19 protein-coding genes are annotated in these 20609 nt (G+C 46.3%); 6 read left to right on the top strand and 13 right to left on the bottom strand.

From position 1 onward, the window contains the following. Positions 1-174: 174 nt before the first annotated feature. Positions 175-1518 carry an N-succinylarginine dihydrolase gene (gene astB, locus EMM73_RS00865; RefSeq protein WP_127684564.1) on the bottom strand — a complete coding sequence of 448 codons (1344 nt, stop codon included), beginning with the start codon at positions 1516-1518 and terminating at the stop codon, positions 175-177. A gap of 469 nt (positions 1519-1987) precedes the next feature. Between astB and topA the strand changes: the two genes are divergently transcribed. Next, positions 1988-4585: a type I DNA topoisomerase gene (gene topA, locus EMM73_RS00860; protein ID WP_127684563.1), complete on the top strand. Its 2598-nt coding sequence runs from the start codon at positions 1988-1990 to the stop codon at positions 4583-4585. 355 nt (positions 4586-4940) lie between these two features. Here topA and EMM73_RS00855 read toward each other — a convergent pair whose 3' ends face one another. After that, the gene (locus EMM73_RS00855) at positions 4941-5705 is read right to left on the bottom strand and encodes a hypothetical protein (RefSeq protein ID WP_127684562.1); all 765 of its coding nucleotides are present in this window, start codon (positions 5703-5705) and stop codon (positions 4941-4943) included. Positions 5706-5796: 91 nt separating this feature from the next. Further along, positions 5797-6516 carry a sensor histidine kinase gene (locus tag EMM73_RS00850; RefSeq protein ID WP_261373293.1) on the bottom strand — a complete coding sequence of 240 codons (720 nt, stop codon included), beginning with the start codon at positions 6514-6516 and terminating at the stop codon, positions 5797-5799. 130 nt (positions 6517-6646) lie between these two features. Between EMM73_RS00850 and cysB the strand changes: the two genes are divergently transcribed. Together cysB and EMM73_RS00840 are read left to right on the top strand one after the other, a co-directional pair. Then, positions 6647-7624 (top strand): HTH-type transcriptional regulator CysB, encoded by a 978-nt coding sequence (cysB, locus tag EMM73_RS00845; RefSeq protein WP_127684561.1) that lies wholly within the window; start codon positions 6647-6649, stop codon positions 7622-7624. A 247-nt stretch (positions 7625-7871) separates the two neighbouring features. Continuing rightward, positions 7872-8750, top strand: coding sequence for a LysR substrate-binding domain-containing protein (locus tag EMM73_RS00840; RefSeq protein ID WP_127684560.1), 879 nt, complete (start codon positions 7872-7874; stop codon positions 8748-8750). On the opposite strand, the gene queC is transcribed toward EMM73_RS00840, so the two are convergent. Next, positions 8738-9415: a 7-cyano-7-deazaguanine synthase QueC gene (gene queC / locus EMM73_RS00835; RefSeq protein ID WP_127684559.1), complete on the bottom strand. Its 678-nt coding sequence runs from the start codon at positions 9413-9415 to the stop codon at positions 8738-8740. The two genes, EMM73_RS00840 and queC, sit on opposite strands and share 13 nt — an antisense overlap. Positions 9416-9502: 87 nt before the next feature. Between queC and queE the strand changes: the two genes are divergently transcribed. After that, on the top strand, positions 9503-10168 hold the full coding sequence (queE, locus tag EMM73_RS00830; protein WP_127684558.1) for a 7-carboxy-7-deazaguanine synthase QueE: 666 nt from the start codon (positions 9503-9505) through the stop codon (positions 10166-10168). 9 nt (positions 10169-10177) lie between these two features. On the opposite strand, the gene EMM73_RS00825 is transcribed toward queE, so the two are convergent. The 9 genes from EMM73_RS00825 to EMM73_RS00785 form a co-directional block, all read right to left on the bottom strand. Beyond that, positions 10178-10780 carry an LON peptidase substrate-binding domain-containing protein gene (locus EMM73_RS00825; protein WP_127684557.1) on the bottom strand — a complete coding sequence of 201 codons (603 nt, stop codon included), beginning with the start codon at positions 10778-10780 and terminating at the stop codon, positions 10178-10180. 55 nt (positions 10781-10835) lie between these two features. Further along, positions 10836-11264 (bottom strand): DUF2069 domain-containing protein, encoded by a 429-nt coding sequence (locus tag EMM73_RS00820; RefSeq protein ID WP_127684556.1) that lies wholly within the window; start codon positions 11262-11264, stop codon positions 10836-10838. Next, a complete protein-coding gene (gene wrbA / locus EMM73_RS00815; protein WP_127684555.1) occupies positions 11261-11848 on the bottom strand; it encodes an NAD(P)H:quinone oxidoreductase in 588 nt (195 codons plus the stop codon). The genes EMM73_RS00820 and wrbA overlap by 4 nt, the downstream gene beginning before the upstream one ends. Next, positions 11845-12192: an arsenate reductase (glutaredoxin) gene (arsC, locus tag EMM73_RS00810; RefSeq protein WP_127684554.1), complete on the bottom strand. Its 348-nt coding sequence runs from the start codon at positions 12190-12192 to the stop codon at positions 11845-11847. Before arsC ends, wrbA begins: the two co-directional genes overlap by 4 nt. A gap of 16 nt (positions 12193-12208) precedes the next feature. Continuing rightward, complete coding sequence (gene bepA, locus EMM73_RS00805; protein ID WP_261373292.1) at positions 12209-13639, bottom strand: beta-barrel assembly-enhancing protease; 1431 nt, start codon at positions 13637-13639, stop codon at positions 12209-12211. Between the two features lie 346 nt (positions 13640-13985). Then, positions 13986-16004, bottom strand: a complete 2019-nt coding sequence (locus EMM73_RS00800; protein ID WP_186435083.1) for a TonB-dependent receptor family protein — start codon at positions 16002-16004, stop codon at positions 13986-13988. A 16-nt stretch (positions 16005-16020) separates the two neighbouring features. After that, a complete protein-coding gene (locus EMM73_RS00795; RefSeq protein ID WP_127684551.1) occupies positions 16021-17127 on the bottom strand; it encodes a PQQ-dependent sugar dehydrogenase in 1107 nt (368 codons plus the stop codon). Between the two features lie 113 nt (positions 17128-17240). Further along, positions 17241-17714 carry a thioredoxin-dependent thiol peroxidase gene (gene bcp / locus EMM73_RS00790; protein ID WP_127684550.1) on the bottom strand — a complete coding sequence of 158 codons (474 nt, stop codon included), beginning with the start codon at positions 17712-17714 and terminating at the stop codon, positions 17241-17243. A gap of 29 nt (positions 17715-17743) precedes the next feature. After that, positions 17744-18271 (bottom strand): glycine cleavage system transcriptional repressor, encoded by a 528-nt coding sequence (locus tag EMM73_RS00785; RefSeq protein ID WP_127684549.1) that lies wholly within the window; start codon positions 18269-18271, stop codon positions 17744-17746. Positions 18272-18413: 142 nt separating this feature from the next. On the opposite strand from EMM73_RS00785, the gene dapA reads away from it, so the two are divergent. Both dapA and bamC read left to right on the top strand, forming a co-directional pair. Then, on the top strand, positions 18414-19295 hold the full coding sequence (gene dapA, locus EMM73_RS00780; protein WP_127684548.1) for a 4-hydroxy-tetrahydrodipicolinate synthase: 882 nt from the start codon (positions 18414-18416) through the stop codon (positions 19293-19295). Positions 19296-19305: 10 nt separating this feature from the next. Further along, positions 19306-20370: an outer membrane protein assembly factor BamC gene (gene bamC, locus EMM73_RS00775; RefSeq protein WP_186435082.1), complete on the top strand. Its 1065-nt coding sequence runs from the start codon at positions 19306-19308 to the stop codon at positions 20368-20370. The last annotated feature ends 239 nt before the right edge of the window (positions 20371-20609 follow it).

The following is a 20609-nucleotide window of genomic DNA, read 5'->3' as shown; positions in this document are numbered from 1 at the left end:
TACTAACTGAATTATTGTGCGTCTGAGCTTAGCGACTAAGTTAACACAACCAGCCCGGGTTCAGGCTAGTGAAGGCAGATTGAACATCTGCCTCAGGTAAGGCAAGTGATTGCAGCTGTGACTTCAGACCTCTGTAGTGTCAGTATGAGGTCTGAAGTGTCAACTGCTCACTCTTTAATTGCGCTGGAATGGATAGACAGAACCTAATTGTAAAATTTGGGTCAGTTCATCTAACGCCTGGCGGCTTTCAATCAGTAACTGCGGATCGGCCAGATCGGCCTCGCTGATCTGGTCGCGGTAATGTGTATCTACCCATTGATTTAACCGCATAAACAAGCTGTCGTTCATCAGTACTGCTGGATTTACCGCCTGATGCTCTGCTTCACTCATCGCCACCCGCAAACGCAAACAGGCTGGCCCACCGCCATTTTGCATACTTTGTTTCACATCAAAGTAATGCACCTGGCGTACCGGAGTGCCGCGCCCCGTGAGTTGCTCCAGATAGGCGGATACAGTGGCACTATCCCGGCATTCTGTCGGCGCAATAATGGCCATATCGCCGTTTGGTAAAGTCACCAATTGGGTATTAAACAGATAAGTTTTCACCGCTTCTGATACTGACACTTCCGAAGTTTTCACTTCGATAAAGTGCAGATCAGCTGAGGTGCCAAACTTACGGCGAATTTCATCCAGTTTGCTTTGTGTATCAACAAAAGCTTGCTCGTGAAAAAACAACAGGTTTTGGTTACCGACCGCAATTACGTCATTGTGAAATACGCCCTGATCAATCACATCCGGGTTTTGTTGCATCATCACAGCGCCGTTTTCGGACAAGCCATGCAGACGGGCGACGGCTTCACAGGCTTCCAGCGTATGTCGGGCAGGGAAGCGTTTAGGCGCTGGCTTAGACGAATCAAAGGCATACCGACCGTACACAAAGAGTTCAACACCTGCTGCACCATATTCGCTGCACAAGCGGGTATGGTTGGCAGCACCTTCGTCACCAAAGTGATCGTTATCCGGCAAATGCTGATGATGCGCAAAGTGTTTGTCATCACTGAACATGGCTTTGAGGATACGCCCTGTGGTCACAGGTTCGAGTGAGCGGTGAAACTTATTGGTTAAGTTTGCTGGCGTAAAGTGAATTTTACCATCCGCTGTATCTGCACTGGGGGATATAGTAGCGGCGTTTGCTGTCCACATACTGGAGGCTGAGCAAACAGCTTTCAGTACTGCAGGCGCTTGTTTTGCCGCTTTGCTAATCACTTCACTGTCAGTACCAGTAAAACCTAAACGTCTTAACGTATAGACATCAGGTCGCTCCTGTGGTGCCAACACACCTTGTACTAAGCCCAATTCAGACAAAGACTTCATCTTCTGCAAACCCTGCTTAGCGGCTTGTTTCGGACTGGAGGTGTTTTTGGCGTTATTTAGCGAGGCAACATTGCCGATGGATAATCCGGCATAGTTGTGCGTCGGCCCGACCAGGCCGTCAAAGTTTGCTTCAAAGAACTTCATTTTTGCTTTATTCCTTCATTTTTGGGAAGGGGCTCTGCTTTTATTATTGTTGCGGCCGTTGCTTCATTTTTTCCCTGCGTACTTAAAGCCACAGCGTTGTTGGCTGCGCTACTTGCCCCAGTCACATAGGATAGCTATGCTTCTGGGTCTCGCTCGCTTGCCGCCTAGCTGTAACTTTAATTACTTTGGGCAACCACCCTGCGTACTTAAAGCCACAGCGTTGTTGGCTGCGCTACTTGGCCCAGTCACATAGGATAGCTATGCTCCCGGGTCTCGCTCGCTTGCCGCCTCGTTGCGACTTTTATTACTTTATACAGGTCCCGCTGATTTATTCAGCGAAAAGTCACTAAATTGTGACCTTCTGGCATAATAATGAACTTATTCTCTTGTCACAACTTGAGTTTGCGGATATACGTTAAAAAAGAAGTGCCCTCCGGCACGCTAAAAGGTCAGGGATCTCAATCACAAAATGGCGAAATCACTAGTCATAGTCGAATCACCGGCAAAAGCTAAAACTATTAATAAATATCTGGGAAACGATTTTATCGTCAAATCCAGTGTTGGTCATATCCGCGATCTGCCCACCAGCAGCAATAAGGATAAAGTCAAAGAAGACAAGACTAAGCTGAGCAAAGAGCAAAAAGAGTACCAGGCTCTGGTTGAGCGTATGGGCATAGACCCAAGCAATAACTGGCAAGCCCGCTATGAAATTTTGCCTGGCAAAGAGAAAGTGGTCAAAGAGCTGAAAGCTCTGGCTGAAAAAGCAGACACTGTTTATCTGGCAACCGACTTAGACCGTGAAGGGGAGGCGATAGCCTGGCACCTTCAGGAGATTATTGGTGGTGAGCATCAAAAGTTTAAGCGGGTGGTGTTTAACGAAATTACCCAAAATGCTATAAAAAATGCTTTTGTTGAACCAGGTGAAGTCAATCAGCACCGCGTTAATGCTCAGCAAGCCCGTCGCTTTTTGGACCGGGTGGTCGGCTTTATGGTGTCTCCACTGCTATGGAAAAAGGTAGCCCGTGGCTTATCTGCTGGTCGTGTCCAGTCTGTAGCTGTGCGGTTGGTGGTCGAGCGGGAGCGTGAAATTAAAGCCTTCGTGCCGGAAGAATACTGGACTGTTGCTGCGGATACGCAAACTAAGGCCGGTGTAGCTTTGCAGCTGGATGTGGCTAAACAAGCCGGAAAAGCCTTCAGACCAGAAAACAAAGCCCAGACTGATGCTGCTGTGGCTGTGCTGCAAAAAGCCAGCTACCAGGTCACTGAGCGCGAAGATAAGCCGTCGAGCAGTAAAGCTCAGGCGCCTTTTATTACGTCAACCTTACAGCAAGCTGCAAGTACCCGTTTAGGTTATGGTGTGAAGAAGACCATGATGCTGGCGCAGCGTTTATACGAAGCGGGTCACATTACTTATATGCGTACCGACTCGACTAACCTGAGTCTGGATGCACTGACGGCTTGTCGTGATTATATTGAACAAAATTTTGGCGCTAAGTATTTGCCGGAACAGCCATTAAGTTATGGCAGCAAAGCCAATGCCCAGGAAGCGCACGAAGCCATTCGCCCATCAGATGTCTTTGTACTGGCCAGCAGCCTGCAAGATATGGAAGCCGATGCCCGTAAACTTTACGAGCTGATTTGGCGCCAGTTTGTGGCCTGTCAGATGCCGTCTGCACAATACGATGTGACAGTGATCACAGTGGCTGCAGCAGATTTTGAATTAAAAGCCAAAGGCCGGGTATTACGTTTTGATGGCTGGACTAAAGTACAGCCTGCGCAGAAACGCAAAGACGAAGAAGAGCTGGAATTGCCGGATGTAAAACCGGGTGAAAGTTTAACGCTGGAGCAATTAACTCCTGCTCAGCACTTCACCAAACCACCGGCTCGTTTTAGCGAAGCCAGCTTAGTCAAAGAGCTGGAAAAGCGCGGTATAGGTCGTCCTTCCACTTATGCTGCCATTATTTCAACTATCCAGGAGCGCGGTTATGTCAAAGTCGATAACCGCCGTTTCTACGCCGAAAAAATGGGTGAAATTGTTACAGACCGTTTAGTTGAAAACTTCGGCGATTTAATGAGTTACGACTTTACTGCCAATATGGAAGTGCGTCTTGATGACATAGCTCACGGTGAGCTGCAATGGCGTAAGGTATTGGATCAGTTTTATGGCGATTTCTCGCAGCAGTTAAAAACGGCGGAATCTGACCCAGAGCAGGGTGGCATGCGCACTAATCAGTTTGTGCTGACGGATATTGCTTGTCCAACTTGCGGTCGCCAGATGGGTATTCGTACTGCATCTACCGGTGTGTTTTTAGGTTGCTCAGGTTACAACCTGCCGCCAAAAGAACGCTGCACCACGACAATGAACCTGACTCCTGGTGATGACGCTGTTGAAGTGGCTGATGAAGATGAATTAGAAACCGAGATACTGCGTCATAAAAAACGTTGTGCTAAATGTGGCACAGCTATGGATCATTACCTGATCGACGAGCAGCGTAAGCTGTATGTCTGTGGTAATAATCCGGGTTGTGACGGTTATCTGGTTGAAGCTGGTGTGTTTAAACTCAAAGGCTATGACGGCCCGCTGATCGAATGTGAGAAGTGTGGTTCAGATATGCAGCTCAAATCAGGTCGTTTCGGTAAATACTTTGGTTGTACCAACGATGCCTGCAAAAATACCCGTAAGCTGTTAAAGAGTGGTGAAGCGGCACCTCCTAAAGAAGATCCGGTGCATTTGCCTGAACTCAAATGTGAAAAGTCAGAGACTTATTTTGTGCTGCGTGATGGCGCTGCAGGTTTATTCCTTGCTGCTGCTACTTTCCCTAAATCAAGGGAAACACGAGCGCCACTGGTGTCTGAGTTGGCGCGTTTTAAAGACCGGATTATGCCGAAGTTCCATTATCTGGCAGAAGCTCCGTCAGCTGACGCTTCGGGCAATCCGGCTATCATTCGCTGGAGTCGCAAGACTAAACAGCAATACGTGATGACAGAAAAAGAAGGCAAAGCCACTGGCTGGTCAGCCTGGTATGAGAATGGTCGCTGGGTTGTGACTAAAGAAAAAGAGAAGTGATTGAACACAGTAAAAAGGCGCCTCGAGCGCCTTTTTACTATCTGAGCAGTTATACCCGCAGTCATTTGAGTTGCACAGCGGCGACAAGTTATTGAGACCCAAGCAGCAGAGTTAACCTATATGCACTTGGATAGAAGTCAAAGCTTGCATGCCAGACCAAGCTTATATTTTGAAAATGACTAGTGAAAACACGCAGTCAACAAAGCTGCAGCTTTAAGGGCAAAGGGGACATCCCCAAAGTCATTGGAGTTGCAGCGCGGCGACAAGGGATTGAGACCCCAGGAGCATAGTGACCTATGTGACTGGGGTGAAAGCACGCAGTCAACAAAGCTGCAGCTTCAAGGACGAAGGGGAGTTACCACTTACGTTTCGGGGCAAATAGTACATCCAAATCATTATTTTCCTGCTCAGCTTTTTTCTGTCTATCGCGCAGATTACCCTCTTTAAGTTCAGTCGCAATGTCTTCGAGTATGGTCATGACTTCGCTTTTACGAGTGGTGATATAGTCATCAGCATGAGCACAATTGGATAAGGTGGTAAGCGCCTTTTCATAACATTGTCGAGCTGATCCAAGCATATTGCCCGATCTTGCCTGATTGCCTCTTTTGATCTGACTTTCCACGTTAATGCGTAATTGCAGCATTTCCAGTCGTCTGTCTTCCTGTACTACGGTTTGAGTGTCAATATTGCCACGGGCATGTTCGCTCCGTAATATAGTTCGCAGTTTCTTGATCCCCTGGATCATGCCGATAATTTGTTTATCATTATCTGGCATGGTTAAGCCTTCAACTGCTGTGTCACCACCAGCTGATGCGTCATTTAAACGGGCTTCCGTTTCGCCAATGCGTTTTTTCAGGTCTTTAGAAGTAGGCTCCAGCTCCAACATAGCTTTGAGCGTAACATTTATACGTTTAAGCAGCATTTGCATGATGCCTTTCGTCATAGGGACATTGGCGGCGTTGAGCAGAATGTCTTCTGTTTCTTCCAGCAAAGTGCGGAGTTTAGAAAACTCTGCTCTTTTCAGCGCAGCCAGCCGCTCTTTATGTTGCTGTACAGCGTTGACTATGACGGCGATAATCACCAGTGCAATAACCAGCACAATGATAATAGTAAAAAGCATCCAAACTCCGTTGCTCCCGTAGTCTCCGGGTAATGTCAGCCCAGACTTGATTTTAAGCTGAGCGTTGAAAAATAACTATCTAAAGGTTCGATCAGGGCAAATACAGGCTAAACATAGCGCCGCCGTACAAACCGCCATTACTTAAACGAATAAAGCCAGTTTTACCATGGTTTTTATGTGCTTTTGCGATTAACCCTGCAAAAAACAGGCCTAAACCTGTGCGGCCTGCGGCTAAATTTAAATCTTTCATTAAGGTATCGGCATTTTCCAGCATAAATTCAGGATATCCCGGACCATCATCATGCAGTTCTATTGCCAGACCATACTCAGTTAATTCGGCTCTTAATACTAATTTGCTCTTGGTGTAGCGTAGTGCGTTTACAAACATATCATTGAGCAGATTGCTGATCAGATCGCTGTCAAAATACCAGAGTAAATCACTGCCATCCTGTATTTCCACCTGAATGTTTTTTTGAGTACTGTACATTTCATTTTTAAGAAAGATTTCTTCAAATAAATCGGAGATATAATACTGATCAATTTGCAAAGGAAGCTGGTTTTTCTCGATTCGGTATAAAGACAATAATTGCAGCAAATTGATATTAAGTCTGTTTGCTTCGTAATGAATTCGGGATAACTCTTCGCGGCCATTGCTATCCAGATGTTGCTGCTCTTGTTGCAGGTTATCAATAGACTGGATCAGTAAGCACAACGAGTTTTTCATGTCATGTGCGGCTGATGCAAGCACTGTCGCAAAGTCGATGGATAAGTCTGGCGCCGACATAGGGTCCCCTGCTGCTTCTGTTGTCATAGTGTTAACCAATAGACTGCATTTTTTAGTTACTATTGGTTATATATTCCAAGTAAATCAAAATAAGTTGGAATATCCAGATGAATATGTATAGTGTTTATATCATATGCCAAGAACGGATCACTGACACATGAAATTACAACAGCTGCGCTATATTGTTGAAGTTTTGAATCACAACCTGAATGTCTCTGCAACAGCAGAGAGCTTATATACGTCACAACCCGGCATCAGTAAGCAGGTACGGATGCTGGAGGATGAACTGGGTATCCAGGTCTTTGGCCGTTCGGGTAAACATTTAACTCATGTTACGCCAGCTGGCAGAGATGTTATTGAAATTGCTCAACAAATACTAGGAAAAGTTGAGAGTATCAAGGCCGTTGCCAAAGAACATACCTTGCCTGATCAGGGTAAGCTCAACATAGCTACTACTCATACACAGGCACGTTATGCCTTGCCTCCTGTGATCAGTGGTTTTATGAAGAAGTTTCCCAAAGTATCTTTACATATGCACCAAGGTACCCCCTCACAAATTGCTGAAGCGGCTTCCCGCGGTGATGCAGACTTCGCCATAGCTACTGAAGCTATGCATCTGTTTAACGACTTGGTGATGCTGCCTTGCTACCATTGGAACCGCAGCGTCATAGTGCGTCATGATCACCCCTTGGCAAACTTAGGCCGTAAAATTGCTGTAGAAGATGTGGCTGAACATCCTATTGTCACTTATGTGTTTGGTTTTACTGGCCGTTCTGAATTGGACCGTGCTTTTGGTGAAAAAGGTTTAGAGCCTAAGATTGTGTTCACAGCCACAGATGCAGACGTGATTAAAACCTATGTGCGTTTGGGTTTAGGTGTGGGGGTCATTGCTTCCATGGCTATGGATAAGGAATTAGACAAAGATTTAGTCTCTGTAGAGGCGAGTCATTTATTTGCTGCTTCCACTACAAAAATTGGTTTTAGAAAAGGCACTTTTTTACGTACTTATATGTACGATTTTATTGAGCGCTTTGCACCACACTTAACACGCGAGGTGGTAGAAAAGGCCAATTTACTGCGCAATCAGGACGATATAGACCGGATGTTTGCCAAGTTTGAGCTACCAGTGAAGTAGCTTGTGCTGATAACAACAAAGGGCCAAATTGGCCCTTTGTTGTTTCGGCTCTTCAGGGGCAAGTTATTGCCGCAATTCCATCATGCAACGCGCTGTTTAACTCGTTATTTTATTTCTAAGTGTAGACATCTAGGTGTTTAAATGTCTAAAATTGCTAGTTGTTCTAAACAGAAACATACAAATGGGTTGCATGATCAGTATCAAGACTATTCTTGTTATAAAAAATAGGCTTTAAAGGAATGGGGCTATGATAGATTTAAAGCTGTTGCGCACTTTGCAGGCGTTACAACAAACGGGCACTTTAGTGGCTGCAGCAGATCAGCTTTGCCTGACTCAGTCGGCTTTGTCGCATCAACTCAAAGAAGCTGAGTCTTACTTTGGCGCCGCACTTTACCTACGTAAAAGCCAGCCAGTCTGTTTTAGTGCTCAAGGTCAGCTGCTACTGGACTTGGCAGCTCACATCCTGCCTTTGGTAGCGCAGACCGAAGCTCAGCTCAAAGGAAAGGCCTTAAGTCGTATTAGACTCGCTGTAGAATGTCATGCCTGTTTCCACTGGTTAATGCCAGCTGTTAAAGCATTTGGATTGCAGCAACCCGACTGTCCGGTTGAGTTTTCTGCAGAAATTGAACACAACGCTTTGGATGCTTTATTAAGTGATGAATTGGATTTGGTGCTGACGACAGACCAACGCGAGCTTACAGGCTGCCATTTTTCAGCTTTATTTGAAATGGAATTGTGTCTTGGTGTTAGCATGGACCATGCGCTGGCGCAGCAGCCATTTGTGCAGGCGCAGTTGCTAAAGCAAGAGAGTTTATTGGGTTATCCATTACCTTTGGACAGGCAGGATTTATACCGTTATGTGCTGGCACCACAAGGCTTGGACGCTAAATTCAGAACTGTGGCGCAAAGCAGCCAGATTTTGCAGTTGATTGCTGCCGGGCAGGGGGTTGCTTTATTACCACGCTGGCTAATGGAGCCTTATCGGGCTCAGGGCCTGCTGGCTGTTATCCCTATTGGAGAGCAAGGTTTATTTCGAACTATGTATGCAGCCTGTCGGCAGGGGCAGCAAGAGGCTAACCCGCTGCGACAGTTGTTGGAGCAAATAAGGCTGCATCAGCCTTCGTAAATTAACGGGTCTGTCGCATTATTTAGCTCAAAAGCTTCCAGTCGTTCCTGACAAGAGCCACATTTACCACAGGCTTTTTCACGACCGTTGTAACAGGTCCAGGTTTTGCTGTAATCCAGCCCCATAGCTAAACCATCGCGTAAAATTTCAATTTTGGTCTGACTTAAATAAGGGCTGACAATATCTACGGGTTCGTAGTTAGCCACCTGACAAACTTCATTCATTTTATGCACAAAATCAGGACGGCAATCCGGGTAGATAAAATGATCACCAGAATGAGCGCCATAATACACAGCGCGTGCATTCAGCGAGACTGCATAGCCTACGGCTAAGGATAATAAAATCATATTGCGATTCGGCACCACGGTCGATTTCATAGTATCCGCAGCGTAATGGCCTTCAGGGATCTGAATATCTTCATGCGTACTGTCCGGTGCCATCAGGCTGGAACCCGCCAGTAGCTGATTTATCGCTGAAATATCTACGATTTTGTGTGGTACGCCTAATTCTTCACAGACGCTCTTAGCACAGACCAGTTCTTTGACGTGGCGCTGCCCATAGTTAAAAGACAGCGCATAGACTTCATGACCATCAGCTATGGCTTTATGCAACACGGTAAATGAATCCATACCGCCGGAATAGATCACAACAACTTTTTGCGGCATCTGTCAGGCTCTCTCGCTATAATAGGCAAAATTTCGGGCGCGCATTGTACTGTATCTGAGCCTGTAGCTAAAGGAAAACCCCATAAAGTGTATAAAGTAAACGAGATATTCGAGACCATTCAGGGTGAAGGCAGTTATACCGGTACCCCAGCTATTTTTCTGCGTTTACAAGGCTGCCCTGTGGGCTGTTCCTGGTGCGATACCAAACAAACCTGGGAGATCGACCCTGAGTTGCAATTAAGCCCAGCTGCTATTTTGGAAAAGAAAGCCGATTCTGATCACTGGTGCAGTTTAACTTCAGCTGAAGTAGTGCAACTTTTTGCTGATAAAAGCTACAGAGCAAAGCATGTGGTGATCACAGGTGGCGAGCCCTGTATGTACGATTTGCGACCTCTGTGTGAGCTGCTGCATAGCCAGGGCTTTTCAACCCAGATTGAAACCAGCGGTACTTTTGAAGTTCTGGCACCGGATAGCACCTGGGTCACAGTATCACCTAAAGTGAATATGAAGGGAGGCTATCAAGTGCTTCGCACAGCAATGGAGCGAGCCAACGAAATTAAACACCCGGTGGCCATGGAAAAACATGTAGAGGAGCTATTAGCACTATTACAGGGCCTGGATTTAACAAATAAGCTGGTGTATTTGCAACCTATCAGTCAAAAAGCTAAAGCAACTCAGCTGGCAATAGAATTCTGTAAACAGCACAACTGGCGATTGAGTGTTCAGGTACACAAGTATTTGGGTATCAACTGAGCCTGTTCGCTAACTGTGCTCTTCCAGACTATCTTCCAGACTGTCTTCCAGCCAAAGCTGCAGATCTTTGGCTGTGTCTGTCAAACTTTGTTTTAACCACTGTTGTTTTAAATGAGGAGTCAGTGGCAGTAGTTCCATCCAGCGTGAGACCAACCAGCATAAATTCTCAGGAGCGGGTTGTGGGTAAAGTGTGGCCAATTCCGGGTATTGTTTAAACACCAATTGTAATTTGTGCCATAACTCCTGTTGCTCTGTTGTGGTATTGTCAGGACTCCAGAAGGACACAGGGCTCAGCTCTGCGACATGCAGTTGATCGTATTCTTGCCACCTTTTGCTGATTTGATAACGGCCTATACCTTCGACTGTGATGCCAAGTAAACCATCAGGCAGTTGTTCAAAATCAACAATAGACACTAGCGTTACTTCAGGACAGATCCTGTCTTGATGGTGCTGACTCACCAGAGGGTTAATACTGGCCATAGCGAAAGAGCGTACACCACTGCTGGCCTCTTTCATCAAACGTAAATAACGTGGCTCGAATAAACGCAAACGCATTCTGCCTTCAGGCAGAAGCAAGGTATTCAGTGGAAATAAAGCTATTGTTGGGTTCATAACCGCATGTCGTTAACTACTCTGCGGTTATGTACGCAACCTGTGTGGCTTTAGATTAGTCTTTGGCTGTTCTTATTGGATCATCTTTCAGTTTGGGTATTTTTAAACCCAGCTCTCTGCCTCTGTTACGGGCATAATAAGTGCAGCCGACAAACATCAGGCAGGAAAACAGCAATTCCAGCAGCGCCAACAAAAACTCTGTGCCAGAACTGACCCATAAGTGGGTCAGGCTGTGGATCATGTACAGCATCACAATAAAATTGGCCCAGGCAAAGGTATAAGCTTTGCCCCTGATCATACCCCAAAGTGGAAACCACAATGGCGTCCATAAGAGTGCCAGCAATACCTTAGCACTGCCAAGCTCAGGCGGCGCTAACCATAGTACCCAGGCGGGGATCAGGATGAAAAGTCCGGTGAAGCCGATGCGACCAAGCCAGAGATAAAGGCGGGTGGAGGGGGCCATCGCCACAGGAGAGAGTGTCATAAAGTAGTGAATCCCGAAGTTTTTAGTGCTATGGCTGCCAATGCCAAACGTTTGCCAAATTGAATGGCCAGTTGATGTTCATCTTTACTTAACTTATCTGAACCCGATAAACCACTGATATGGCTTGGACCATAAGGGGTACCGCCGCTTTGGGTATGATGCAGTTCTGGCTCCAGGTAGGGCAAGCCGATCACCAGCATGCCATGGTGCAATAAAGGGAGCATCATACTGAGTAAGTTGGCTTCATTACCGCCATGCATACTACCGGAGGAGGTAAATACACCGGCAGGCTTATCCATCAAAGCCCCCTTAAGCCATAAGCCACTGGTGTTATCCCAAAATGCTTTCAGTGGTGCGGCCATATTGCCAAAACGTACCGGGCTACCAAAGGCAAAACCATCTGCCGCCAGCAGGTCTTGTTCTGTGACAACCGGATGTCGGCCTGATGTCGAGCCATCCAGAGCTGGTACTGTTCGCACCAGGACTTCAGCACCGGCTTGCTGTGCGCCAATAGCAATTTTTTCAGCCAATGCCGTCACAGAGCCATGGCGCGAGTAATACAAAATCAGTACCAGTGTTTTCATGCCAGCAATGCCTGCATTTTATCGGCAGGGCGTGCTATGACTGCTTTGTCTGCTACTTGTAAAACGGGTCTTTCCATTAGTTTTGGATGACGCGCCAGCGCTTCAATCAGCTGCTGCTCAGAACACGCCGGATCGGCCAGGCCCAGAATTTTGTACTCATCTTCTTTACTACGCAACAGCTCACGGGCAGGCAACTGCAGAGCAGCGAGTAAAACCTTTAGCTCGTCAGCAGATAAAGGGTTTTCCAGGTAGTAGCGAACTGAAAAGGTTTTGCCGCTTTGTTCCAGTAGAGCCAAAGCTTCACGACTTTTTGAGCAGCGATTGTTGTGATACAGGGTAATCATAAATAATGCCTTGATGTTACAAACGTTTCAGACGGTTTAGTTCTGTTTGCCATTGTTTTTTCTTGGCTTCAATACGTCGGTTTTCCAAACTGTTATTTGGCTCCAGATGATTTAATGCCTCATTTAAATCATCAATAGCTTTGGGGTAGATAGCCATTTGGTAATATAACTCAGCTCTGGCTTCGTAATAACGAGCGAAGTCCTCCATCGCTTTATAAGTATCCGCCAGCATTTCATAGGCTGGGAAAATATCATTCTTGTAATACAGTAAGTTACGTAATAAATGTATGGCCAGTCGGTAGGCTTTGCCCTGAATAGCGGCATTGGCATAGTTCAGTGTCACGACCTGATTATTAGGTTTGAGCAAGTACTGTTGCTCGAGCATGGTCATGGCTTTTTCAGTTTTGCCTTGCGATAGCAATATGTCAGTGTAGACATCGATGTAATACAAATTATCAGGTTCTTGTTGAAGTAGTTTAGTGATGATTTGTTCGGCTTTGTCCACTTGTTTATCATCAAAATAAGCAATAGCCAGACCATATTGGTTGGCCTTGGTATTGCCACCTGGCTCAGCGAGTTTGCGTAAAAAATGGTTTTGCGCGTCTTCGGTTTTATAGTGGTATCTGGCCATAACACGCGCCTTAGATAAGACATAATCCTGACTATCAGCGACAAAACGTTTGGGAAACTGCTCAGCCCTTAAGCGAGAATCAGCTACCCGGGATTGTGACAAAGGGTGGGTGTATAAAAAAGCCAGTTGAGTATTGGCAAAGCGGCTTTTTTCCGCCAGCTTGTTAAAGAATTCAGGAACAGCATAAGGGTTGTAACCAGCGTCTGCCAACAGTTGAATACCGATACGGTCTGCTTCTTGCTCATTACTGCGGGTAAAATTGATTGCGCTTTGTTGAGCCAGCCCCTGAGCAGCCATAATACCCGCCATGCCTGCTTCAGGATTCACTGTAGCCAGCAGAATTGAACCTAAAATACCAGCCAGTGTGAGAGGGCCGTTTTGTGATCGGGCTTCAACAGAACGGGCTATATGGCGCTGTGTGACGTGAGAAATTTCGTGTGCTATTACAGAAGCAAATTCACTTTCGCTGTCAGAAACCGCCAAGGTGCCGGTGTGGGACACTATATTGCCGCCAAGAGTGGCAAAAGCGTTGATGTTTTTGTCATTGACCCAATAGAACCTGAACGGGAATTTAACATCCTGTGCTTTCGCCACCATTTGATTACCCATAGAGTTCAGGTATTCATCCAGCAGAGGGTCATATACCATAGGCAATTGGCCTTTGGTTTGACGCATCATCACATCACCAAGTTGTTTTTCTTTATCCGGTGTTAAAGTTGAAAAAGCATTACCCCCTATGTCAGGTAACGCATTATTGGCCTGAACTGAGGTCACGGAGGTCAAAGCTAAACATAAACCAAACAGGCTAAGCTTCACGAGATGTCTTTTTACTGCAATTTGCTTCATTTATTTTTTGAACTCAGTCATATCTGCGTTAAACACGGGCGATTTTAATTCAGTTGGTTCGCTTACCCCAGCTTTTTTTCATCCATTTACCCTGGCATTAAGCACCGAAACCATCTTAGGTTTGGCTTATGGCAATGGATAGGGCCAGAGAAAAACGGAGTCTACAGTGGTTCAGCTCGAACCTGTTAAATCACTTGCTAATTTCACTGTCTTTGGCAGGAAAAAACCTATGAAGTTCAACATAATCTGCATTTTAGCAGCAGGCAGAGCTTAGTCCGTGATAGTTAAGCTCTGCACTGAGATAAGAGTAGTGTGATTAAAAACTCAGGTTCAGCCCCATGGAGACAGAACGGGGTAACGCAGGTTCAAATGCGCGTCCATTAGCTTGATTGACTACCACAGCTCCAACGTAATTTTTATCTGTCAGATTGTCTACACCCAACCAGTACTTCAATGCCAGATCAGCCAGGCTGGATTCCGCCATCAGTTTGAGGTGATAAACAGTAGAAGCGGGCGCAAACAATTGATTTTGGTCGCTGGTTGCTACCTTGCTACGATATAAAGTTGTAAGCTGTACCGTCAAGTCAGAGCTTTGTTGCGGCATCCAACTGATTTGCCATTGAGCTTGTTGTCTGGCGACACCCGGCAGCCAGTTACCATCCAGCTCGCCTTGCTGAAAAACGGCATTGAGTTGAGTCAAAGTCCATTGGTGTTGCCACGCTGCGGAAGCGAACCATAAGGCTGACAATTCCACCCCTGTTCGCTTTGTTTCACTGGCATTTCTGTAGCTGGTGCGACCGCCTATTGATCTGTCTACCACTAACTCATTTTCACTTTTGACCAAAAATACGGCGGCACTGGAACGCCAGTTATGTTGCAGCCATTTGTTTCCCAATTCCCATTGCTGATTGGTACTGGCCTGGAGGCCCAAATTCAGGCCAACTCCATCGGTCTGATAAGCCATTTCAGTAAAAGTAGGGGTCTCAAAACCACGACCTGTACTGAGGTACCAGGATAAATGCTCAGACTGAGCAAAATTGACGGCTAAAGCAGCGGAGATTTTGTTGAACGATGTCGAACCGCTGTCGTCCGGATTTTGTGCTGTGATATAGAAGTCAGTCACATCAAAATCCAGCTCAGAGTGTCTTACCCCTCCACTAAGCTGCCAATCTGGGGTTAAATCCCAGACAAAACGGCTGTATAAGTCGACTGACTGTACTTCGCCTTCCTCGTTCCGGCGCAGATCACCTTGTACGCCCTGATTATTCACATAACCGCGACGTTTGTCCGTGCTTTGTTCCAGGCTTGCCCCTGCAGTTAAACGCAATTGCCCAAGTTGCCAGCTGTAGGATGCATCCAAGCCCTGATAAGGCCGGCTTAAATCAACCACACCACCCGCTGAAGTCGGGGCAACGCCATCAAAGCCCAGATATTGGCCCACATCACGTTGGCCTGCCCATGCGGCCAGACGCCAGCTTTGCTGCTCCAGTTGTTGCGACAGGTTCAGGCTCCATTGTTGTTGTTTGCTAAATTTTCGGGTGTTAAATCTCAGTGCATTGGCGGCAGTCTGACGAGGGTCGTTTTGCCATTCTTGTAAGGTCAACCCCAGTGGATCCTGCAACAAAGGATCGTAAGACCAATCGTAGCGCAGTTGTAGTTTTAGCTCGTTATCAAAAGCACTTTGCCATAACCACTGCGCTTGTTGCTTTTTTGCATTGCTGTGTTGGCGTGGGCTTTGTAACTCAGCATTCTTCAGACTAATGGATAACGCATGCTTACCTTGTACTAAAGCGCCTGATAGTAGCTGTTGGCGGGCAAACTGACTATGACTGAGCTGCACTGATGCAAGGTTTTCTGTGGGCCAGCGGCTTTGCAACGCGACCACTCCGCCAGCTGCATTGCCGTACAAAACAGCGAGAGGACCTGTCAATACTTCAACGGATTCCAGTTGATCCAACAATACAGAACTCAGCTGGCCTTGCCCATCCGGGCTGGATAGCGGAATACCGTCTTGCAACAAGCGAATGCCGCGAATACCAAAACTGCTGCGACTACCAAAACCTCTGGCGCTTAATCTGCTGTCTTGTGCATAGTTTGCCCTGCTGTCTGCCTGAATGCCTGGAATATGCTGAAACAGAGCAGCCGCATCAATTTGCAGCGACGCGTTGGCAAGGTCTCTGCGAAAACTGCTGGCAGCACTACCCAGCCATGGCGATTGCTGACCCTGAGCTGTGACTACTATAATTTCATCGGGTACTTTGGTTTCTTCTGCGCTGGCTGCGACAGAAAAAAAACTGAGCGCTAAAGCGCTCAGTTTAAAAGGTAATGTGTTCATGCAGAGAAGTTGCTCTTTATTGTGGTGATAAACGTAATAACTTACCGTCATCTTCGTCAGTCAGCAGATAGACAGAGCCGTCTGGACCTGCCTGCACGTCACGAATACGTGCGCCTATCCGTATACGTTCTTCATGACTGACTTTATCACCTGTCAGTTCTAACCTGACCAGTTGGCCAAATTTTAGTGAACCGATTAAAAGGTTATTTTGCCAGCCATTAATTTGGCTTCCAGTGTAAAAGCTCATACCGCTAGGGGCGATAGAAGGTACCCATAAATGCAGTGGCTGCTCCAGGCCTGCTTTGGTCTTTTGACCTATCACACCGCCACCGTATTCTTCACCGTAGGTAATTACCGGCCAGCCATAGTTTTTTCCTGCAGCTGGAATATTGATTTCATCACCGCCTTGAGGACCATGTTCATGTGTCCATAGCACGCCGGTTTGTGGGTGAACTGCAGCCCCCTGGATATTTCGATGCCCATAAGACCAGACGTCTGGTTTCGCATCGGCTCTGTCAGCAAAAGGGTTACCCGCAGCAGGGGTACCATCTTTATTGACTTTGACGACTTTACCAAAGTGACCTGACAACTCTTGTGCCCCATCACGACGTGAGCCCCGATCGCCTAAGGTAATAAATAGCTCACCTGAAGGGCTAAATACCAGACGACCACCGTAGTGGTAGTTGCTGTCAATGGCTTCAGCCTGACGGAAAATAACCTTCACTTGTTTCAGAGTCTGGCCATCCAGAATGGCACTGGCGACAGCTGTTGCATTGACGCCACCATCACGTGGTTCACTGAAACTAAAGTAAATGGTTTGATTTTTTGCAAAGTCAGGATCCAACACCAAACCCAGCAAGCCACCCTGGCCTTGAGCATGCACAGCAGGTAAGCCCTGAATGACGTCACTTTTTACACCAGTTTTGCTGATATAGCGCATGGATCCTGCGCGCTCAGTAACTAATAAAGAGCCATCAGGCAAAAACTGCATAGCCCAGGGATGATTTAATCCCGAAGCCAGAGTTTGCATATCCAAGGTAACTTTCTCAGTTTTCAGGGATTCTGCCTGCAGTGGCAGTGCAGCCAGACTCATAACAAGGCCTAGCAAGGCGGATTTGTGCATACTAAAGATCCTTTTACAAAGCTTTACAAAAAGATTAAAAAACTCAGCATAATGGATAGCCTGAAAAAAGAGCGAAAATGCGGCTGACGTCCAAATGAATGAGATTAACCGACCTACACCGTACTTTTTAGATATGCCAAAACGACGTCATGATGATTGCTGGTTTTAAAGTCATCAAAGACCTGACTGACTTTACCATCTTGCTCGATAAGGAAACTGATGCGGTGAATGCCGTCATAGATTTTCCCCATAAACTTTTTTTCACCCCAGACACCAAAAGCTTCCGCTATTTTGTGGTCTTCATCACCAAGCAGCTTAAAGTTTAATTGCTCTTTTTGTACAAACTTGGCTAAACGAGCAGGTGCATCAATACTGATGCCAACTACTTGTACATTAAAATCTGCCAGTTGTTGTTTGCTGTCACGCAAGCCACAGGCTTGTACTGTGCAGCCTGGAGTCATTGCTTTAGGGTAAAAATACACTAAGACGCGGCTTTTTTGCAGTAAAGTGCTGAGTTGCACCAACTGGCCTGATTGGTCTGGCAAACTAAAATCCGGAGCTGTTTGTCCTGTAGTTAATCTGTTCATTGTGGTTCCTTATCCCTGCTAAATGAGTTCTATAGCTGTGCTTCAAAGCGTCCTGTCAGCTGTAACTCTTGAAGTAACACAAAGAGTTCGTGCCTAATGGCTTCAACCACCGCGCCTTGTGGCAGCTGAACCGTCATGGTGCAATGATTTAACAGCTGTCCAGTTTCTGGGGCAGTTAATGTTTCAGTACGCAGCGCCCCAATATGGATCTGGTGATTAGCCAGCAAAGTTGTGATAGCGCCTAAAGTACCTACTTCGTCTTTTCCTGTGTATTCCAGCACATAATGTGCGCTGATGGCTGTTGTAGGCCGTGCTGTAGTACGTTTGGTCATGGTCAGCAGATCAAGTTCATAGCCTAAACCTGGTAATAAATATTCAATTCGGCTGATCGCCACTGCATCGCCCGATAGCAGCATAATAAAAGTGAATTCACTACCAAAAATTGCCATACGGCTATCTACTATATTGCAATTACAATCCGTAACCAGACGTGCGAGACGACTGACCAGCCCTGTTCTGTCTGCGCCTATCGCAGTGACGACCAATTGTTGTGGCATGCTAAGTTGATGTCTCTGAATGAAAAACGGCTGCGAAGTTTAGCATATTTAGCGTAAATTTCACCTCTGTGACAGTCACTTGCTTGTGTTTGTTGCCGCTCGTCATTACCATAGGCAGCCTGAAAATTATGGAGCCTTTAGCATGTTTAGCGGAAGTATTGTTGCTTTGATCACCCCGATGGATACTGATGGTGCTGTGGACTATGGCAGCCTGAAGCGGCTGGTCGATTTCCATCTGAACAATCAGACCGATGCTTTGGTGATTATGGGCACCACAGGCGAATCCGTTACTTTAAGTTTTTCCGAACAGTTAGAAGTACTCAAGGCGGTTTTGGCCCAGGTCGATGGTCGCATTCCTGTGATAGCGGGCAATGGCTCGAATTCGACTGCTGATGCGGTGGAGAAAACAAAAATTTTATCCGCATTGCCAGTAGCTGGCTTTTTAACAGTGACGCCTTACTACAACAAACCTATGCAAAAAGGCATGTTGGCGCATTATCAGGCTGTTGCTGCTTCTACAGACAAGCCTGTTATTTTATACAACGTGCCAGGCCGCACTGGGGTTGATTTATTACCGGAAACTGTGGCTGAACTTGCGAAAACCCCGAACATTGTCGGTATTAAAGAAGCGACTGGCTCTATGCAACGTCTGGCTCAATTACAGGCTTTGTGTCCGGCAGATTTTTTATTATTCAGTGGTGACGATGCCAGTTGCTGCGAATTTATGTTAAAAGGTGGTCATGGTGTTATTTCTGTAACCACTAATATCGCGCCTGCTTTGATGGCTCAGATGTCAAAAGCAGCCCTTGAAAAAAATACTGAATTGGCAACGCAACTCGATCACAAGCTGCAAGGCTTGCATCATCAGTTGTTTATCGAAGCCAATCCTATCCCGAGTAAGTGGGCACTGCTGAAAATGGGGTTAATCGCTGATGATATGGCGAGATTACCTTTGACCCGGTTGGAACCAATTCACCAAAGCGTAATCGAACAAGCGCTGAGACAAGCCCAGATTAATGTGTAGGAGTTTTATAGTGCAGTATTGGATACCGGCAAGCTTAGTTGCCTCTTTATTTATTTCTGGTTGTTCTTTGTTCCCTGACGACGTGGTTGAGCAAGCTCCGGCAGAGGCAAAACCAGTGGCTGAGTTAAAAGTACCAGCCGGATTGGTGGCAGCGAAAAGACCTGCACAGTTCGATATTCCTGCAGCTCCAAACGCCCCCGTGACGGAAGTGGAACTGAAATCACCCATGCAGGTACTGGCGCTTGCAACCAATAGCAGGGTGGAGGAAGAAGAAAAAGAAGCCCGCATTTGGTTTGAACGTTCGGAGTTTACCGGCGAGTTATTACCTTATCTGAGAAAGAATGTGCAGGATTTTGGTGCAGAGAAACAAATCGAAATCACACAGAAAGATCAGGATGCTTTAGTTTTTGAAACAGGCTGGGTCAGCCGTTTTGAAGAGGAAGGTTTTTGGCTGTGGAAAGATATGGTTGAAAAAGAACAAAGCCGTTTCCTGGTGGTTCTTGAACCAAAAACTCACGGTCGTTCTGTAGGAGTTCGGGTACAGTTACTGGAGCATCGTTTCATTGACAATAACGCTAAGTTGTCAGCCATAGCGCAAAAACGAGAAGAAGTGTACTTCCTCAATCGTCTGGTAGACAAAGTGGCTACGGTCGAGTTGGCACAAATTAAGCTGAAGAAAGCTCAATCTCGTCAGATCACTCTGACTACTGGCTTTGATGCAGAGGGCAATGCAGCGATGCTGACTGGTCAGCCTATTGATTTAGCCTGGTCACAGTTAGAATTGATGTTTGAACAGAACGGGTTTTTAGTCAACGATCTGGATAGAACCAAATATATCTTTTTCCTGTCTTATCAACAGCCAGACAGTGGATTCTGGGATTCCTTATGGGGTACTGAGAATTCGGTTGTGGTGCCACTGGCAGCAGGTGATTATCAGTTGGTTTTATCAAAGGCTGAGGTTGGAACCCGCCTTAGCTGGCGCGATAGTTCTGGCAAAGTACTGACGGCCGAGCAAATTACCGCTTTGCATCAAGCTTTGGTGCAGATTATTAGAAAAGACAATATCGAACTTTAGGCTTTAGACCATGGACTCGAGGCTTTAACTGAGTCAAAGACTCTGGTTTGGACTGTAGTTTCGTATTTCGTGCGACATAGTCAAAAAGTCATAGCTGTGTAATATGGTGCTCTGATCCAGTCATCACCAGTTAAAAACCACCTGCGGGTGGTTTTTTTATTAGGTTTTACCAGGTATAAGCGTCGCAACAGCGGTTAAAATACTCTTGTATCAGGTCAAACGATGCAGGATGAAAAAAA

It is taken from the genome of Rheinheimera sediminis, assembly GCF_004005375.1.
Classification (GTDB): Bacteria; Pseudomonadota; Gammaproteobacteria; order Enterobacterales; family Alteromonadaceae; genus Pararheinheimera.
Note: the sequence above shows the minus strand (reverse complement) of the source record. Positions and strands in the feature narration are given on the sequence as shown.

Excerpts from the sequence above, each read along its gene's own strand:
- astB (WP_127684564.1), bottom strand. The coding sequence starts at position 1,518 with ATGAAGTTCTTTGAAGCAAACTTTGACGGCCTGGTCGGGCCGACGCAC.
- topA (WP_127684563.1), top strand. The coding sequence starts at position 1,988 with ATGGCGAAATCACTAGTCATAGTCGAATCACCGGCAAAAGCTAAAACT.
- EMM73_RS00855 (WP_127684562.1), bottom strand. The coding sequence starts at position 5,705 with ATGCTTTTTACTATTATCATTGTGCTGGTTATTGCACTGGTGATTATC.
- EMM73_RS00850 (WP_261373293.1), bottom strand. The coding sequence starts at position 6,516 with ATGACAACAGAAGCAGCAGGGGACCCTATGTCGGCGCCAGACTTATCC.
- cysB (WP_127684561.1), top strand. The coding sequence starts at position 6,647 with ATGAAATTACAACAGCTGCGCTATATTGTTGAAGTTTTGAATCACAAC.
- EMM73_RS00840 (WP_127684560.1), top strand. The coding sequence starts at position 7,872 with ATGATAGATTTAAAGCTGTTGCGCACTTTGCAGGCGTTACAACAAACG.
- queC (WP_127684559.1), bottom strand. The coding sequence starts at position 9,415 with ATGCCGCAAAAAGTTGTTGTGATCTATTCCGGCGGTATGGATTCATTT.
- EMM73_RS00825 (WP_127684557.1), bottom strand. The coding sequence starts at position 10,780 with ATGAACCCAACAATAGCTTTATTTCCACTGAATACCTTGCTTCTGCCT.
- EMM73_RS00820 (WP_127684556.1), bottom strand. The coding sequence starts at position 11,264 with ATGACACTCTCTCCTGTGGCGATGGCCCCCTCCACCCGCCTTTATCTC.
- wrbA (WP_127684555.1), bottom strand. The coding sequence starts at position 11,848 with ATGAAAACACTGGTACTGATTTTGTATTACTCGCGCCATGGCTCTGTG.
- arsC (WP_127684554.1), bottom strand. The coding sequence starts at position 12,192 with ATGATTACCCTGTATCACAACAATCGCTGCTCAAAAAGTCGTGAAGCT.
- EMM73_RS00800 (WP_186435083.1), bottom strand. The coding sequence starts at position 16,004 with ATGAACACATTACCTTTTAAACTGAGCGCTTTAGCGCTCAGTTTTTTT.
- EMM73_RS00795 (WP_127684551.1), bottom strand. The coding sequence starts at position 17,127 with ATGCACAAATCCGCCTTGCTAGGCCTTGTTATGAGTCTGGCTGCACTG.
- bcp (WP_127684550.1), bottom strand. The coding sequence starts at position 17,714 with ATGAACAGATTAACTACAGGACAAACAGCTCCGGATTTTAGTTTGCCA.
- EMM73_RS00785 (WP_127684549.1), bottom strand. The coding sequence starts at position 18,271 with ATGCCACAACAATTGGTCGTCACTGCGATAGGCGCAGACAGAACAGGG.
- dapA (WP_127684548.1), top strand. The coding sequence starts at position 18,414 with ATGTTTAGCGGAAGTATTGTTGCTTTGATCACCCCGATGGATACTGAT.